This window comes from Shewanella sp. CAL98-MNA-CIBAN-0140, assembly GCF_040309905.1.
Classification (GTDB): domain Bacteria; phylum Pseudomonadota; class Gammaproteobacteria; order Enterobacterales; family Shewanellaceae; genus Shewanella; species Shewanella psychromarinicola.
In genome coordinates this window covers 1-16,455 of the sequence record NZ_JBEOPI010000018.1, presented here as the reverse complement: position 1 = coordinate 16,455, position 16,455 = coordinate 1, and the positions used below count along the sequence as shown (strand labels likewise).

General features: G+C 40.9%; 13 protein-coding genes. 5 read left to right on the top strand and 8 right to left on the bottom strand.

What is annotated here, in order from left to right; all coding sequences use genetic code 11:
* Together pgl and zwf are read right to left on the bottom strand one after the other, a co-directional pair.
* Positions 1 to 699 (bottom strand): 6-phosphogluconolactonase, encoded by a 699-nt coding sequence (gene pgl, locus AAEY93_RS10935; RefSeq protein WP_351076846.1) that lies wholly within the window; start codon positions 697 to 699, stop codon positions 1 to 3.
* 9 nt (positions 700 to 708) lie between these two features.
* A complete protein-coding gene (zwf, locus tag AAEY93_RS10930; protein WP_101031731.1) occupies positions 709 to 2,178 on the bottom strand; it encodes a glucose-6-phosphate dehydrogenase in 1,470 nt (489 codons plus the stop codon).
* 345 nt (positions 2,179 to 2,523) lie between these two features.
* Between zwf and AAEY93_RS10925 the strand changes: the two genes are divergently transcribed.
* On the top strand, positions 2,524 to 3,378 hold the full coding sequence (locus tag AAEY93_RS10925) for a MurR/RpiR family transcriptional regulator (RefSeq protein WP_101031733.1): 855 nt from the start codon (positions 2,524 to 2,526) through the stop codon (positions 3,376 to 3,378).
* A 444-nt stretch (positions 3,379 to 3,822) separates the two neighbouring features.
* A complete protein-coding gene (gene pyk, locus AAEY93_RS10920; protein ID WP_124011506.1) occupies positions 3,823 to 5,262 on the top strand; it encodes a pyruvate kinase in 1,440 nt (479 codons plus the stop codon).
* A gap of 281 nt (positions 5,263 to 5,543) precedes the next feature.
* Here pyk and AAEY93_RS10915 read toward each other — a convergent pair whose 3' ends face one another.
* Positions 5,544 to 7,820, bottom strand: a complete 2,277-nt coding sequence (locus AAEY93_RS10915) for an acyl-CoA dehydrogenase (RefSeq protein ID WP_124011507.1) — start codon at positions 7,818 to 7,820, stop codon at positions 5,544 to 5,546.
* A gap of 11 nt (positions 7,821 to 7,831) precedes the next feature.
* On the bottom strand, positions 7,832 to 8,473 hold the full coding sequence (gene psrA, locus AAEY93_RS10910; RefSeq protein WP_124011508.1) for a TetR family transcriptional repressor PsrA: 642 nt from the start codon (positions 8,471 to 8,473) through the stop codon (positions 7,832 to 7,834).
* 194 nt (positions 8,474 to 8,667) lie between these two features.
* Between psrA and AAEY93_RS10905 the strand changes: the two genes are divergently transcribed.
* A complete protein-coding gene (locus AAEY93_RS10905) occupies positions 8,668 to 10,509 on the top strand; it encodes a M2 family metallopeptidase (RefSeq protein WP_124011509.1) in 1,842 nt (613 codons plus the stop codon).
* Between the two features lie 180 nt (positions 10,510 to 10,689).
* Here the strand turns inward: AAEY93_RS10905 and smrA are convergent, their stop codons facing one another.
* Entirely contained in the window at positions 10,690 to 11,292 is a 603-nt protein-coding gene (gene smrA / locus AAEY93_RS10900; RefSeq protein WP_124011510.1) for a DNA endonuclease SmrA, read from the bottom strand.
* Between the two features lie 146 nt (positions 11,293 to 11,438).
* On the opposite strand from smrA, the gene AAEY93_RS10895 reads away from it, so the two are divergent.
* The gene (locus AAEY93_RS10895) at positions 11,439 to 12,023 is read left to right on the top strand and encodes a YybH family protein (RefSeq protein WP_233768532.1); all 585 of its coding nucleotides are present in this window, start codon (positions 11,439 to 11,441) and stop codon (positions 12,021 to 12,023) included.
* Positions 12,024 to 12,031: 8 nt separating this feature from the next.
* A complete protein-coding gene (locus tag AAEY93_RS10890) occupies positions 12,032 to 12,523 on the top strand; it encodes a YchJ family protein (RefSeq protein WP_124011511.1) in 492 nt (163 codons plus the stop codon).
* Positions 12,524 to 12,750: 227 nt separating this feature from the next.
* On the opposite strand, the gene AAEY93_RS10885 is transcribed toward AAEY93_RS10890, so the two are convergent.
* The 3 genes from AAEY93_RS10885 to AAEY93_RS10875 form a co-directional block, all read right to left on the bottom strand.
* Positions 12,751 to 14,985, bottom strand: a complete 2,235-nt coding sequence (locus AAEY93_RS10885; RefSeq protein ID WP_124011512.1) for a bifunctional diguanylate cyclase/phosphodiesterase — start codon at positions 14,983 to 14,985, stop codon at positions 12,751 to 12,753.
* A gap of 341 nt (positions 14,986 to 15,326) precedes the next feature.
* A complete protein-coding gene (locus AAEY93_RS10880; RefSeq protein ID WP_101031749.1) occupies positions 15,327 to 15,614 on the bottom strand; it encodes a DUF406 family protein in 288 nt (95 codons plus the stop codon).
* Between the two features lie 141 nt (positions 15,615 to 15,755).
* The gene (locus AAEY93_RS10875; RefSeq protein ID WP_101031751.1) at positions 15,756 to 16,253 is read right to left on the bottom strand and encodes a VC2046/SO_2500 family protein; all 498 of its coding nucleotides are present in this window, start codon (positions 16,251 to 16,253) and stop codon (positions 15,756 to 15,758) included.
* Positions 16,254 to 16,455 lie beyond the last annotated feature (202 nt).

The following is a 16,455-nucleotide window of genomic DNA, read 5'->3' as shown; positions in this document are numbered from 1 at the left end:
TTACGCGCTATAGAACACATCAACGGGCGTTTTATGCTGCGCTAATACGGCTCTAATGGGCATTTGGGTAACATCATCATTCTCGAGAGCCTGATGATATACAGTTAATTTTGGTTCTCCGACAAGATGCAAATAAATCTGACGACTATTTAAAATGGCATCTTTAGACAATGTGATGCGTGCATGCGGCGCGGTCGTTGGGTTAACAGCTACACATACCGCTTTGGTATTTAATGCATTATCAAGCTCTGCACTGCAAGGAAACCATGAGCATGTATGGCCATCAGTACCCATTCCCAGTATCACCACATCAAAAGGACGAGGAAAATTAGCTAACGATTCGCTGGTCATATCGCAACCCGCTTCAGGCGTCGCAAACATATTTTTCAAACCGCGAAACTTAGCGCTAGCGGCACGATTTTGCAGAAAATGCTGACGAACTAACCTTTCATTTGAATCATTTTCATCAGTATCAACCCAGCGCTCATCGGCTAAAGTAATATAAACATCACTCCAATCAACAAGCTTATGACTCAATAGCTCAAATAATTTCACGGGTGTTGAGCCGCCAGAAACCACTAAGCTGGCTTTACCACGGGTATCAACAGCATCTTGTAATTGCCTAGCAATTTTATCGGCTAATTTAGCGTCTAAATCAGCGGGTGTATTGAACGATTTAAATACGGCTTCTTTAATCATGTCTACTCCCTACTCGTCCCAAGAACGACCATCTTTGGTTATCAATGCAACGGATGCAACAGGTCCCCACGTACCAGCAGGGTATGGTTTAGGTTTTTCGCCACTTTGTTCCCATGACTGAATAATACCATCGACCCATGTCCACGCTTGCTCAACTTCATCACGACGAACAAACAGCGCTTGATTACCAAGCATGGCTTCAAGTAACAAACGCTCATAAGCATCTGCAATGCGTTCATTTTTAAAGGTGTCACTGAAACTTAAATCAAGCTTAGTGGTTTGAAGACGTTGCTTTTGCTCAAGACCTGGCACCTTGTTCATCATCTGAATTTCAACCCCTTCGTGAGGTTGCAAACGAATAGTCAGTTTATTCGGTGGGAGATTACGGTAGCTTGCACGGTATAAGTTATGCGGTGGGTTTTTAAAGTACACCACAATTTCACTGCTCTTAAATGGCATACGCTTACCACTGCGCAAGTAGAATGGTACGCCAGCCCAACGCCAGTTATCGATATCTACACGTAACGCCACAAAGGTTTCGGTATTCGATTGGGTGTTGGCATCTTCTTCTTCAAGATAACCAGGAACGGGTGAGCCTTTTAAGAAGCCGGCACTGTATTGACCCCGAACAGTATTTTCATACACATTCTCTTGGTTAATGGGACGCAGTGACTTAAGCACTTTTACTTTTTCGTCACGAATACTGTCAGCATCTAAATTGACCGGTGGATCCATCGCAACCAAGGTTAACACTTGTAATAAATGGTTTTGGATCATGTCGCGCATTTGTCCAGCGCCATCAAAGTAGCCCCAACGCCCTTCAATACCCACTTCTTCAGCAACCGTGATCTGGACATGATCAATCGTACGGTTATCCCATTTAGAGGCAAATAAAGAATTAGCAAAACGCAGAGCAATTAGATTTTGTACCGTTTCTTTACCAAGATAATGATCGATACGATATACCTGATTCTCATTGAAAAATTCAGCCACTTGGTTATTAATTACATGTGATGATTCCAAGTCGGTACCAATCGGCTTTTCAAGCACAACACGGGTATCAGATTGAATCAGGTTTTGTGCATGTAAACAGCGGCAGATGACACCAAAAATCGAAGGAGGCGTTGCGAAGTAATTCACCATGACGCGCTTACTGGGTTCAAGTAAATCGTGGAAGGCACGATAACCTTCAGGATCTTTAAAATTGGTACCAATATAATGACAACGACTGAGGAAGCGCGCTAGCGTGGTTGGGCAAAGTTCGTCTTTTACAAATGTATTTAATGCTTTAGTAACGAGGGCGATAAACTCTTCTTGAGTAAATGCGTCTTTTGCTACACCGATTACCTTGGTTTCTTTATCAAGCAATTCTGCTTTATCTAGCTGATATAGGGAAGGTAATAGTTTACGCCTAGCTAAATCGCCTTTAGTACCGAAAAGTACGAAGTCACAAGCCTTGGCTCCAATTGATTTGCCCATTGCTTAAAGCTCTCCTGATTATATGTGTGTGTCATGTTCCAATTTGGTCAATGAATAAATGAATAAAAGCACACTTTTGTTGTAATATAACAACAGAATTTAAATTTTGCATCTTTAATTTGCATTTATTGTATTGTTTTTAATCTAGTCATGTGTATCTATTATCTGCTATGATTTTCTACCAATAACAAAGATTGAGAACCATTTAACCATGATCTATGTATTGAAAAATAATTACGGATTACTACCATAAGTAAATAAATAACTTAATTTACGTAATTCCTGTAAGTTATGATATAAAATTACATCACCTACTTTTAGCTACTTTCTAGCGGATGCATGCTTATGAATACCCTTGAAAAGGTTCAAAAAAGCCTTACCCAATTTAGTAAATCGGAACGTAAAGTTGCCGAAGTCATATTAGCCTCACCGCAAACAGCTATACATTCAAGTATCGCCACCTTAGCCAAGATGGCTGATGTAAGTGAGCCAACCGTCAATCGCTTTTGTCGTCGACTCGACACTAAGGGGTTCCCTGATTTTAAGTTACATTTGGCTCAAAGTCTTGCTAACGGTACACCTTATGTTAGCCGTCACGTTGAAGAAGATGATTCACCCGATTCATATACCACAAAAATCTTCGAATCATCAATGGCATCGCTTGATACTGCACGCCAAAGTTTAGACACAGCGGCGATAAATAAAGCCGTTGATATTCTAACTCAAGCTAAGACTATTTCATTTTTTGGCCTTGGTGCCTCAGCCTCTGTAGCCCATGATGCGCAAAACAAGTTCTTTCGCTTTAATGTACCAGTGATATGTTTCGATGATGTGTTAATGCAGCGCATGAGCTGTATTAACTGTAATGAAGGCGACGTAGTGGTATTAATCTCGCACACTGGCCGGACTAAATCACTGATTGAAATAGCCCGTATCGCTCGTGAAAATGGCGCCGCAGTCATTGGTATCACAGCCCGTAATTCGCCACTTTCTCTTGAATGTACATTACCTGTAACAATGGAAGTGCCCGAAGATACTGACATGTATTTACCAATGGCATCGCGCTTAGCGCAACTGGTTACCATAGACGTATTGGCAACAGGGTTTACCTTACGCCGAGGCCCTCGTTTTCGTGATAATTTAAAACGCGTTAAAGAAGTATTGAAAGAATCTCGAGTGAACAAGGATTTGACTATTTAAATTGATGGCCGATTAAACGAAGATATTACGGATGATCAGACATTGTTCGTTTGAGGATCGTTTAACTCAACATCTATCGTCAATCGACACAACGCCGAACTCATTCTCATTTATACAGTGAATTTTGCACAAATCTTACAAGATAACTGGTAAATAATTACACAATTTAGTTATGTTTAATCGTGTAAATTATCATGCATCGCAATCAAATATTGTTCATAAAGCCAAACGGTTTATTCTGTTTGGCTTTTTTTATTGCAAAAATCGCTGATCTGTCACATAAATTACACATTAAAAACGATCTTTTTGTTTGTAACTTTACTACATTTGTTGAGAATGTCTGTTAATATAGTTACATCATTTAAGTGCCGAGATTGCTTAAGCACTTTAAATAACCAAATTCTATTTAACACAAAATCTTTCTTATCATTAACGGAGTATCTTATGTTCCGCAGAACTAAAATCGTTACTACACTAGGGCCAGCAACTGATCGCGATGACAATTTACGTAAAATTATCGTGGCAGGTGCTAACGTTGTTAGACTTAACTTCTCACACGGTTCACCAGAAGATCATTTAAAGCGTGCTACAGATACACGTAGGATTGCTAAAGAATTGGGCAAACACGTCGCTATTTTAGGTGACTTGCAAGGGCCTAAAATTCGTATTTCTACCTTTAAAGATAACAAAAAGATCAAGCTTAACTTAGGTGATGCTTTTATCCTTGATGCTGATTTAGCAAAGGGCGAAGGTGATGAAACTCAAGTAGGTATCGATTACAAGCAATTACCTAATGATGTCGTTATTGGCGATATATTAATGCTTGATGATGGCCGAGTGCAGTTAAAAGTTGAACGTGTTGAGGGTAATAAAGTCTTCACTAGCGTTACAATAGCAGGCCCGTTATCAAATAACAAAGGCATCAACAAAAAAGGCGGCGGCTTAACCGCTCCTGCCCTCACTGAAAAAGACATGGCGGATATCAAAACAGCTGCGTTGATTGATGTTGATTACTTAGCAGTATCGTTTCCTCGAACGGGTGCGGATCTTGATTTAGCACGTTCGTTAGCACTTGAAGCGGGCAGTAAAGCATTAATTGTCGCTAAAGTTGAGCGTGCAGAAGCGGTTGAATCTGACGAAGCTATGGACGATGTTATCCGAGCATCAGACGTCGTCATGGTTGCTCGTGGTGACTTAGGTGTTGAAATCGGCGATGCGGCACTTGTTGCTGTACAAAAACGGTTAATTCAACGTTCGCGTCAACTCAACAAAGCCGTGATCACTGCAACACAAATGATGGAATCAATGATTTCAAGCCCAATGCCAACACGTGCTGAAGTGATGGACGTGGCTAACGCAGTGTTAGACGGTACTGATGCAGTGATGCTCTCAGCAGAAACCGCTGCGGGCGATTTCCCTGAAGAAACCGTTATGGCAATGGCTAACGTTTGTTTAGGCGCAGAGTTACACCCAAGTGTAAATGTGTCTAAGCACCGTATGGATGAACGTTTCTCTTCAGTTGAAGAAACGATAGCACTATCAACCATGTATGCTGCTAACCACTTGCCAGGTGTTAAAGCGATTATTTCGTTAACGGAATCTGGCGCGACAGCTAAATTAATGTCACGTATCAGCTCTGGTTTGCCGATTTTTGCATTATCACGTCATCAAAAAACATTAGCTAGCATGGCTATGTTCCGTGGTGTACAGCCTATTGAGTTTGATTCAACAGCTTATCCTGCTGATGAATTAGCTAAAGAAGCATTAAACTGCATGGTTAACGCCGGTTATTTGGTCAGTGGTGATCTGGTACTCATGACTAAAGGTGACGCGATGGAAACGATCGGTGGCACTAACACTTGTAAAGTACTTATTGTTGCATAATCAACAACTACGCGTAGCGAGTAACACTCAATAGTTTTTATATTGTGATTATCTCGTTAACCCTAAAGCCAGTCTTCGGATTGGCTTTTTTTATGGGTTAAATTTAGAACGCTAGTAATGAACCGCCTATCCCCCCTAAATTCGCCTATCCCTCCCTTGTTGTATTTCTAACAATGTCTGTTTATCGCTTTGTTGTAATGAAAAAAAACCCCGACAGAGTCAGGGTTTATTTGGCGCCAATGATTTACATCAAAGACTGACATAAAAGTAATCAACTTACATTATAGCGTCTCAAAGTCATTGACGTTAATAGCGGCTAAGCGCAATTCATCTGCTTCGACAAGCTGTTTATGTTCAGCTTCAGTGATAATGTCTTTTGCTAACGCTACGTCAAATAACTCAAGCATTGGAAGCTTGGATTTTATATGACCGCTACGTTGAGCTTTCTTCAACTTTTTATACAGCTCTTTTGCAGCATATTTGGCTAAGAAAGCTTGCTCTACTTCCGCAATACCACTTTGGTCATCTTCAACATCACTACAAAGGAAAGTGATTCGGTCTCGTGCAGGTCCAGGCTTTAGCATACCGGTCACTAAATCAATCGCCAACTTGTCGCTTGGTGCGCTAAAGTGATTCCCTAATGGAAAAATCAATACTCGCAGTAATACTGCCGCGATTTTGCTTGGGAAATTATGGATAGCATCATTCAACGCTTTAGCCGCTAAATGTAAACGCTCCGTCATCACATAATGCACTGCAGGTAAATCATCTTGTTGACGACCATTATCTTCAAACAGTTTCAACGTGGCAGACGCTAGGTATAGCTGACTTAATACATCCCCCATACGTGCAGAGAGCATTTCTTTACGTTTAAGGTCGCCGCCCATGATCAACATCGAAACATCAGTCATGATGGCAAGTGATGAAGAGATACGCGTCATATCACGGTAATATTGCTGCGTCGGACCGCTCACTGGCGCACTGGCAAAACGACTGCCCGTTAACGCATTACCCAATGATCGTAATGCGTTACCGATCGCATAACCTATGTGTCCCAGTAAAAGAGAATCGAAACGGTCTAATGCCGATGTCTCATCTTCCATCGCCGCGGCTTCCATTTCAGCCAAAACGTAGGGATGACAGCGCGTTGCACCTTGGCCAAAAATCATCAATGACCGAGTCAAAATGTTTGCACCTTCTACGGTAATTGAAATAGGAGTTGCCATGTATGCATGACCTAAATAGTTTTTAGGTCCTAATTGGATACCTTTACCCGACTGAATGTCCATTGCGTCTTCTAATACATCACGACCTAACTCTGTCATATGGTATTTAGCAATTGCGGTAACCACAGAAGGTTTAACTTTTAAGTCGATACCTTGAGTGGTTAAACGACGGGCGGCTTCAAGCTGGTAAGTATTGGCAATAATACGCGCCATAGCCTCTTGTACGCCTTCAAAGTGACCGATTGGCATACCGAACTGTTGACGAACATAACTATACGCTGTGGTCGTTTTAGTGGCCACATGGCCAGATGCAGTAGCAAGCGCAGGTAATGAAATACCACGTCCTGCAGACAAACATTCAACCAGCATACGCCAGCCTTTACCCGCAAACTGTGGTCCACCAATAATCCAATCTAATGGAATGAATACATCTTCACCACTGGTAGTACCGTTCATAAACCCCATCATTAATGGATTATGACGACGACCGATTTCAACGCCTTGATGATCCGTTGGGATCAACGCACAAGTAATACCTAGGTTTTTAATCTCACCTAACAAACCGTCAGGATCGCGCATTTGGAATGCTAACCCTAATACTGTCGCTACAGGTGCTAAGGTAATGTAACGCTTGTTCCAAGTTAAACTTAAGCCTAATGTCTCTTCGCCTTCAAACTCACGGCGACACACAATACCCAAGTCAGGGATTGCGCCAGCATCACTGCCCGCTTCTGGACCCGTTAACGCGAAACAGGGAATATCTTTACCCACAGCTAACGATGGCAACCAACGCTCTTTTTGCTCTTGAGTGCCGTAATGCGTTAATAGCTCACCTGGGCCTAAAGAGTTAGGCACCATAACGGTAACGGCAGCACTGACACTGCGGGTGGCAATTTTAGCCACAATCGTTGAGTTTGCATAAGCTGAAAATTCACGCCCGCCGTACTTTTTAGGAATAATTAACGCAAAAAAGCCTTGTTCTTTAAAATATTGCCATAACTCTGGCGGTAAATCTTTACGATTATGGACAATATCGAAATCGTCAATCATGGTTAATGCGGTTTGTACTTGATTATCAATAAAGTCTTTTTCTTCTGCACTTAACGTTGGTTTACCATAACTGTGTAAGGTGTTCCAGTTTGGTTTTCCGCGGAATAACTCACCTTCCCACCAAACATCACCGGCTTCCATTGCTTCTTTCTCGGTACTCGACAATGGAGGCAACACTTTTTTGAAAAATGAGAATACTGGACGCGTGATAAATTGCATCCTGATATTACGTACGCCAAAGAGGACGATGATCGCTATAATAAGCAATATGACGATGGTCATTTTATACCTTCTTAGTTTGTTAACACAGGGACAGCAACACCAGCTGCCATGTAGGGGATAACTTTACGAATAATGGCTTCAATATTGTTATGTTCACCATAATCTGCCGCGGCAATTTCATTTAAGGCATCTGCAGAAGCCATAGTGAACACAATAGTTCCTAAAGTGAAATGCAAACGCCAAAACATTTCAGCCGCGGGAATATGCGGAACGCTGGCTGATACAGCTTGAACAAATGTGGCTAAATGTTCGCCATAGTGTGTGGTGATAAACCAGCGCAAATGCCCTTGGCTTTCTATGTAACCTCGGCCCAACAACTGTAAGAAGATAATCGTGCCGCCGTTACGTACCTTATTCAATTCAAGTAACGGGTTAATTAAAGCAGAAAAAATCTCGTTTAGTGATGCATTTTCAGGCGCATTATGTAAACGATTAATCTCTATCGAAGCGCTTGGCATAAACACATCTAAGTATCTTGCTAATACAGCACGAATTAATTCTTTTTTCGAACCAAAATGGTAATTGACCGACGCCAAATTGACTTCAGCTTTACTCGTAATCAGTCGTAACGACGTTTCAGAAAAACCTCTTTCAGCAAACAACTTTTCAGCTGCATCGAGTATTCTTGTTTTTGTATCAGTACGACTTGCCATTCCAAGACCCAAGTTAATTTAAACACCTGTTTAAATTAATCATTGAGCGCACAGATGTCAATCGAAATTGTTAGCTTTCTTTGTTTATGCAAACAACAAAAACAGTAACAACCGCATCAGATTGTTAACTTATATGCAAAGTTTGCTATTTTTCGGTACACTCATTACGACAAGAAAAACAAGGATGCAAACAAATGAATTTGCCTTTAAAACGACCGTCCCAAATTGCACTTATTGTCTCAATCGCATTAGGATTGTGTGCGTGTAACGACACGACTGTCACCACTGAGGCTGCTGATGAAAAAACAGATATCGCAGCCGCAATAAATTTTGTTAACCGCGCAGAGGCTGATTTAGCCAGTTTATCGATTGAAGCTAACCGTGCAGAATGGATCTATTCCAATTTCATTACAGATGACACCGCGGCTTTATCTGCTGCAATGGGAGAAAAAGTAACCTCCACATCAGTGCGCTATGCAACTGAAGCGGCCAAATACGCTAACGTAGATTTAGACCCTGTCAATGCACGCAAGCTTAACAGCCTTCGCAGTAGCATAGTATTACCCGCTCCACTTGATGCAGCTAAAAATGCCGAGCTGGCTAGTATCGTCTCACAGCTCAATGGACTTTACGGCAAAGGTAAATATTGCTTTGCTGACGGTCGCTGCCTTACTCAACCTGAGTTATCTAATATTATGGCAGAGTCAAAAGACCCTGCTTTGCTTTTAGAAGCATGGAAAGGTTGGCGTGAAATAGCCAAACCCATGCGTCCGTTATTTGAACGCGAAGTTGAATTAGCCAATCAAGGCGCAAGCGATCTAGGTTATACCGACTTGTCTGAACTGTGGCGCAGCCAATACGACATGGAGCCTGAGGCATTTTCAGCAGAACTTGATCGGCTCTGGGCACAAATAAAGCCGCTTTATGACTCATTACATTGCTATGTTCGCGGCGAATTAAACCAACAATATGGTGATGACGTTGCGCCAAAGACGGGCCCTATTCCAGCGCATTTACTGGGGAATATGTGGGCTCAACAATGGGGTACTATCTATAATAGTGTTGCACCTAAAGATGCAGACCCTGGCTATAACGTGACCGAACTATTAGCCCAAAACGGCTATGATGAAATTAAAATGGTAAAACAAGCTGAAGGTTTCTTCACTTCACTTGGGTTTGGCGCATTACCAGAAACATTTTGGACCCGTTCAATGTTTGTACAACCTCAAGGCCGTGATGTGGTGTGCCATGCATCGGCGTGGGACTTGGATAACCTAGATGATATCCGCATTAAAATGTGTATTCAGAAAAATGCTGAAGACTTTAGTGTTATTCATCATGAATTAGGCCATAATTTTTATCAACGAGCCTATAAAAACCAGCCTTTCATCTTTAAAAACTCAGCAAATGATGGCTTCCATGAAGCGATTGGCGACACAATAGCCTTATCTATTACGCCTAAGTATTTGCAGAAAATTGGCTTACTTGAAACGGTCCCCGATGCGTCTAAAGACATTGGATTATTGTTAAAGCAAGCATTAGATAAAATTGCCTTTATGCCTTTTGGGTTAATGATTGATCAATGGCGCTGGCAAGTATTTAACGGCACCATCAAACCGGAGCAATATAACCAAGCTTGGTGGGAGCTACGTGAAAAATATCAAGGTGTTAAAGCACCCATTGAGCGTACTGAAGCGGATTTTGATCCTGGTGCTAAATATCATGTCCCAGGCAATGTCCCCTATACGCGTTATTTCTTAGCCCATGTACTGCAGTTCCAATTCCATAAAGCACTGTGTGATATTGCAGGTGACACAGGTCCTGTTCACCGTTGTAGCATTTATGGTAACAAAGCAGCAGGAGCTAAACTGAATCAAATGCTCGAAATGGGTGCCAGCAAACCTTGGCCTGAAGCGCTTAACGTTGTGACAGGTTCAGACAAAATGGACGCCAAAGCAGTGTTAGATTACTTTGCCCCTTTGCAAGTCTGGTTAGATGAACAAAATACACAGGCAAACCGCCAGTGTGGCTGGTAACCCTCGATGTGATGACCGATTGTTTCAGCGACCGATTGTAGCGATTGGTTGCAGTGACTGATGCAAATAAACGATCATTAAGAGGCCGCTACTTCACATCTAATTTTTTCACTTAAAATAATGGCGCTAGTCAATAATAGCGCCATTATTTTATATAAATACTCTCGATTTAATGTAAACCTATCTAAAACCACGACCTTTTCTATTCAACTCGCCATTTTCAATTCTTTTTTGCTGTGATTTTTTTAGCATCACAAATAGCGCGCCGACCCCGCCACATTCTTTTGTGGCAGAATGATACGCGGTAACCGGCTCGATAAATTGTAACCAATGACATACTGCAGATTTCATTAATGCTGCATAAGGTTTGCTTTTATAACCCTTACCATGAATAACCAGTATGTTACGTTCTCCGTGTTCATAAGCACTTAATACGTAATTAAGTAAACTTTCACGGGCCTGTAAAAGCCGATATTGATGTAAATCCAACACAGTATTGAATCGATATTTACCCAGTCGAAGTTGTGTAAACACTTCGTCTTGAATGCCATCCATTTTATAGCTCACCACATCGTCGGGCTTAAGCGGTTTGAATAAATAAGGATCGGTGGGCAATAACGCTAACAACTCATGTTGCTCTGCTGCCGCTCGCTTTGCCAGTTGAGCATCTGTTACTCTTAATGGATTAGGCCATGTTTGGGCAGTCTGTGTTTGATGTTGATGTTTAATAGGAGTCACATCGGCCATTTCTTGTAAGAATAATGGGTCATCACTTAACAACATATGGACCTCCTACATACTTTGTAAAGATTCTACGCTTTAGCAAAGTTGATGAATAAATTATAGTTACGGTTACGGTATCGCTTCAATTATTGATTTAGGCGACAACTGCCTTGAAAAACACCGTTAGCTAAAAAGAGAACTAATCCTTGAAAAAAATATTGACCTTATTGAATGCGCCATGGTCGTCTCTACTTCTGCTAGCAGTGGGTTTGAGCGGAATCACGTTGAACGTTTATGCCGCAGAGTCGATCCCTCATCAGACGTTGAATGCTAATTTTACAAAATTGACTCAAGCTTTTGAACAATTAGATTTAACCGCCATTGAGCAAATATACACTGACGATGCTGTGTATATTTCTGAAACACAAGACCGAGGCATCATTAGCGGTAAAGAAAACATTTTAGATCTGTATAGCCGATTTTTTAATAAGATTAAAACTAAACACGCTAAACTTGAAGTCGACTTTCGTGTACTTGTACGTTATAGCGAACCAAATAGCGCAACCTACATTGGTTATTATTTAGTGCGGTTTCACCCAGGAAAAGAGTCTGGTGAACCGATCAGTGAGTTTGCCGGTAAGTTTGTGACTGTTTTTACCAAAGACAGCAAGCAACAATGGAAAATTAGCGTCGACTCTAACACTCACGCCGCGCCCCATTTTTACTATGATGCGAAACCGGTACCGAATCTATATTATGGTCGGCAATTTATTGCTGCAGCCGCAAAATAATAAACTTGATGAAGAATAATGATTTATTAGACGCTAAATCGACACACTGCCCCTGTGGCAGTTCACGTCCCTACGAGCAATGCTGTGAGCCATATCATTTAGGTCGTGCTGTGGCAGAGATACCAGAGCGTTTAATGCGGTCTCGTTATTGTGCCTTTGTGTTGCGTCATTTCCGCTATTTGATTGCGACGCATCATCCACAATATTTACACGGTTTGACTGAACAACAACTTGCCCAAGGTAAAACCCAGTGGTTGGGTTTAGTGGTAATGTCATCGACACAACAATCTGAATATGGCGAAGTAACCTTTAAAGCTTGGTTTATTGAAAACAAACACATTGATGCTATTTATGAGTGTTCGTCATTTATCAAACAAGATGGCCATTGGTTTTATACTCACGGACACCAAATGCAAACTCGGTTACCAGGCAGGAATGACCCTTGTATCTGTCATAGCGGCAAAAAATTCAAACAATGCTGTGCTAAGCGCACGGGTTAGCAACGGTGAGTAATACGCTACCCATCCGCTTAAAAATAAGCCTAGTTGCTGATGTCGTCGAATAGCTCGTTGCAGAGCAATAGTGAATTAATCTGCTATTGATAAATAAAAATTGAGTAAAAGACGCTGTGAAAAGGCTATTTAGCATTTTGTAGAATACTGCTTAAAGATAATTTCAATCATTACCCGTAAAAATCTTATGCTCCACAAGGATGAAATACGACGACTCAGCCAACATGTTGCTCACTTAATGCCTGTTGGTGTCGTTTCATCTCATGGGCATTAATAAACAAGGCAAAATCATTAACACGTATAGCTGGGCTATATAAAAACCCTTGAGCATGATCGCAAGCGTTCAATGTTAAAAACGCTTCCTGTTCTTTGGTTTCAACCCCTTCAGCGGTTAACGAAATATTCAGTGCTTTAGCCATCGCGATAATCGCACTGACAATCTCACGGCTTTCGTGGCTAGAACAGATATCCATAATAAATGAGCGATCTATTTTTAATTTCGAAATGGGGAATTGCTTAAGGTATTTCATCGAACTGTAACCTGTACCAAAATCATCAATCGCTAAACCGACACCTAATTCGGCCAATTCATGACATAACTTAATTGCATAGCGAATATCTCCCATGAGTTCAGTTTCAGTTATTTCAAGGATCAAAGTCTTAGGCTTAATACGATAGCGCGTAACGAAACGCCAAACTTGTTCATACAAGTTACCGCTAAAAAATTGTCGCGCGGCAACATTCACATGCATCGCAATGTTGACATCTTTATGCTGCCACAAATTCAATTGCTTACAGGCCGTTTCTAATACCCATTCACCAATTTGATTAATCATCCCGGTTTGTTCTGCTATTTCGATAAACGCACCTGGATAAAGCACCCCTTTTTTAGGGTGATGCCAGCGAATTAATGCTTCTGCACCAATATACTGATTATTTTGCAGATCCATTAAGGGTTGATAATACAACTCAAACTCTCGACCGCGAATAGCGTGGTGTAAATCATGCTCTATCTCTGCTTTAGTGTTAAAAGCTTCAAGTAGCGCTTCATTAAAGAATTGATAATGAATATCATTGTTTTTCTTAGCAACTTGTAACGTAATATCAGCACAAGATAACGGGTTGAACAAGCCGACTACTGACTTGATATCGACTACGGCAATGGCGGGTCTAGGTTCTACTTTTTCTCGATAGATGACTGATGAAGCGGCCAGATTCATGTAAAGCTGGCTGATCATTTGTTCGACATCTGTATCCGGTAACATCGGCGGCAATAATACAGCAAATTCATCGCTACCTATTCTGGCGACATCAATAGCGTTGGAAGTCTCTGCAAAATATTGTAAACGTCTTGCCGTCTCAATTAATAAGGCGTCACCTTGTTCATGGCCATGAGTATCGTTAAAACGCTTGAAGCCTAATAAATCAATAAGAATTAATGTACCTTCAGTAGCGCTATCTAGAATGGGGGTAAAATGGCTACGATTGTGTAGTCCTGTTAATGAACAATGCCATGCCAAACGCTCTAATTCGGCTTTGTGTAAATATTCTGCGGAATTATCGTAACTAGACACAAGCGCATAATGCTTACCTTGTTCCGTTACAAACGGCGTAACATGATAATTTATCCAATATTCACTACCGTCAATTCGCGCCAATTTAAGGTCGCCTTTAACGATCTCGCTATTACGTAATTTATTGATAACCTGGTCAAGCAGTTGTGGCGTATGCCTAAACACATCGAGGTTTGAAGCACTATGATGTTCAACCGAAGAACGGGGTAACCCGGTCATTTTTTCGTGGGCACTGTTAACATACTCAATAATACGACTATCGGTATTCACCAGCATGACAACATGTTCTGATTGCTCGGTAGCATTTCGCAACATATAAACTTGTTCATTGCGATCATAGGTATAGCGCGTAGATAACGTTAACGCCAATTGATCAGCACATTGAATAGCAAACTGAATATCAGATTTTATCCAACGGGCCTCTTCACAGCTTTCCACCGACAAAATGCCCTCTATATGGCCATTTATTCGGATGGCAATATCGATACTGGTGGCAATGTTGTGGTGTTGGTAGTACTCAGAAAATGTTTGAACTAAATTTATATGCGTGCTGTCGGTGGATAAAATATATCGATGGGAACGTAACTCATTAAAATATTGAGGGTCAATGGTCATTTGTCTCAAATGAGATAAATGACTCAGTTTGTCGTTAACCTTGCTTGCGACTAAAGTATGCTCACAGATAAAATCGTCATCGTCAGCAAAGCCGTTACTATCGTTTTTATTTCTCAATGACCAAACAGATACAAATGACGCAGCGAAATATTCTCGCAGCTGTTGGCATACCAACTCTGCGGTTTTTTTGAAATCACCTTGTTGTTTAGCACTGGAATTTACAATTAATTCCAATAAATGCTGTTGCTCTTTTCGATTCATTTACATTCCGAAAAAATGGCTTCATCACTCTAAATCTTTAACATTATTAACTCAGTACACTTATTATTATTTTCTGATATTCACAGCGTGAGTCAACATATAACAGCAATGCACCGGGAGCGAAACTCGCGTTAAAAACATTTAGAATATTAGATTAGCATAAGCTACTATACCTTTGGTTAAGTAAAGCAGATTACACCCGATACTCTAAAACAGCAATCCTTTGGTAATATATTGTTACGCTTAATTAGGATTGTTGACACACGATGCTCACTCCCATAAAAAGTGTTTAACAACAAACACGTAACACGTTTTTATTTTCATTACAAAGTGCCATAAATCTAAAGTTGATTTTCAAGTTGAAAAATCATCTTCTCCACGCTATAAGCGAAATCAAGCTTCAAAGCAATAGTGTTATCCTCATCAACAATCTCAGCTTTTGTATCAGTAAAACGTTGTTGTGCTATTTGCTGCATAGCTTGTGCTTGCAACAATGCATCGTCACCGACAAAACTAAGCATCAATAAAGTATCTTCTGCTTCAACGACGGCACCAATATCAACATAACTACCACATTCCGCACAGGTGTCATTGACATTACCTTGTTGCTGTTTAATTTTCTCAATCATTACTCACCCCATCAGTTTGTTTAACGTCGAACCACAAATATAACCCAATTTTGGCTGAATTTTATTTGCCATGCTCACAATTACCAAAAATATTCACTCTATACTATCTAAGAGTAACAGCACCGTATTAACCCTAAGCAGTTAAGCCAACTGTAATGATAAGGTATTTGAAATCTTACGTTGTGTATTGAGCTGATCCAGAAAATGCATCTCTTCTATTGGAGTATGTTGTTGGTAAGCATTAATGGCTTTATTTTTAGTCAGGTAATCACAGTTACTTAAGACTTCAACCATCGCATCTGGTTGAGAGCCTCTAATCACAAGCGCTTCTGGCGTTAATGCTTGTTGAAGTTGAAACTGCCTTGCCCCTTGCTGCTGAAACACAATAGCGTTATCGATAGTGTCCGGGTGGACTGATATATCATCAACCAGTAATTGCGCTGGCGGTACCGCAAACTGTCTTCGTAGCTTTTGCGTGCTCTCTATATCATTATCCAATTGAAATTGAGCCATATCAACGGCATCAACCGACAACATAGCCAATAGCAAACCAAATTCACCGCGACGATTATGTTCAATCGCGACGTTTAATCGGTTCCCTATTTGTAATTCATTGACTAATGTTGATTCAATTTGCATATAAAAACATCACTACTATTGCTCGATGCTAATTTATCGACCAAACAGTCATAAACTTTAGCAATATATTCAATTTTACACTTTACATATAAAAGGTTTCTGACTACTATGGCGGCCGCAATTGAGGAGGGGTTCCCGAGTGGCCAAAGGGATCAGACTGTAAATCTGACGGCTCAGCCTTCGAAGGTTCGAATCCTTCTCC

Bases quoted from the DNA above. Each gene is read 5' to 3' on its own strand.
- pgl (WP_351076846.1), bottom strand. From the start codon at position 699: ATGATTAAAGAAGCCGTATTTAAATCGTTCAATACACCCGCTGATTTA.
- zwf (WP_101031731.1), bottom strand. From the start codon at position 2,178: ATGGGCAAATCAATTGGAGCCAAGGCTTGTGACTTCGTACTTTTCGGT.
- AAEY93_RS10925 (WP_101031733.1), top strand. From the start codon at position 2,524: ATGAATACCCTTGAAAAGGTTCAAAAAAGCCTTACCCAATTTAGTAAA.
- pyk (WP_124011506.1), top strand. From the start codon at position 3,823: ATGTTCCGCAGAACTAAAATCGTTACTACACTAGGGCCAGCAACTGAT.
- AAEY93_RS10915 (WP_124011507.1), bottom strand. From the start codon at position 7,820: ATGACCATCGTCATATTGCTTATTATAGCGATCATCGTCCTCTTTGGC.
- psrA (WP_124011508.1), bottom strand. From the start codon at position 8,473: ATGGCAAGTCGTACTGATACAAAAACAAGAATACTCGATGCAGCTGAA.
- AAEY93_RS10905 (WP_124011509.1), top strand. From the start codon at position 8,668: ATGAATTTGCCTTTAAAACGACCGTCCCAAATTGCACTTATTGTCTCA.
- smrA (WP_124011510.1), bottom strand. From the start codon at position 11,292: ATGTTGTTAAGTGATGACCCATTATTCTTACAAGAAATGGCCGATGTG.
- AAEY93_RS10890 (WP_124011511.1), top strand. From the start codon at position 12,032: ATGAAGAATAATGATTTATTAGACGCTAAATCGACACACTGCCCCTGT.
- AAEY93_RS10885 (WP_124011512.1), bottom strand. From the start codon at position 14,985: ATGAATCGAAAAGAGCAACAGCATTTATTGGAATTAATTGTAAATTCC.
- AAEY93_RS10880 (WP_101031749.1), bottom strand. From the start codon at position 15,614: ATGATTGAGAAAATTAAACAGCAACAAGGTAATGTCAATGACACCTGT.
- AAEY93_RS10875 (WP_101031751.1), bottom strand. From the start codon at position 16,253: ATGCAAATTGAATCAACATTAGTCAATGAATTACAAATAGGGAACCGA.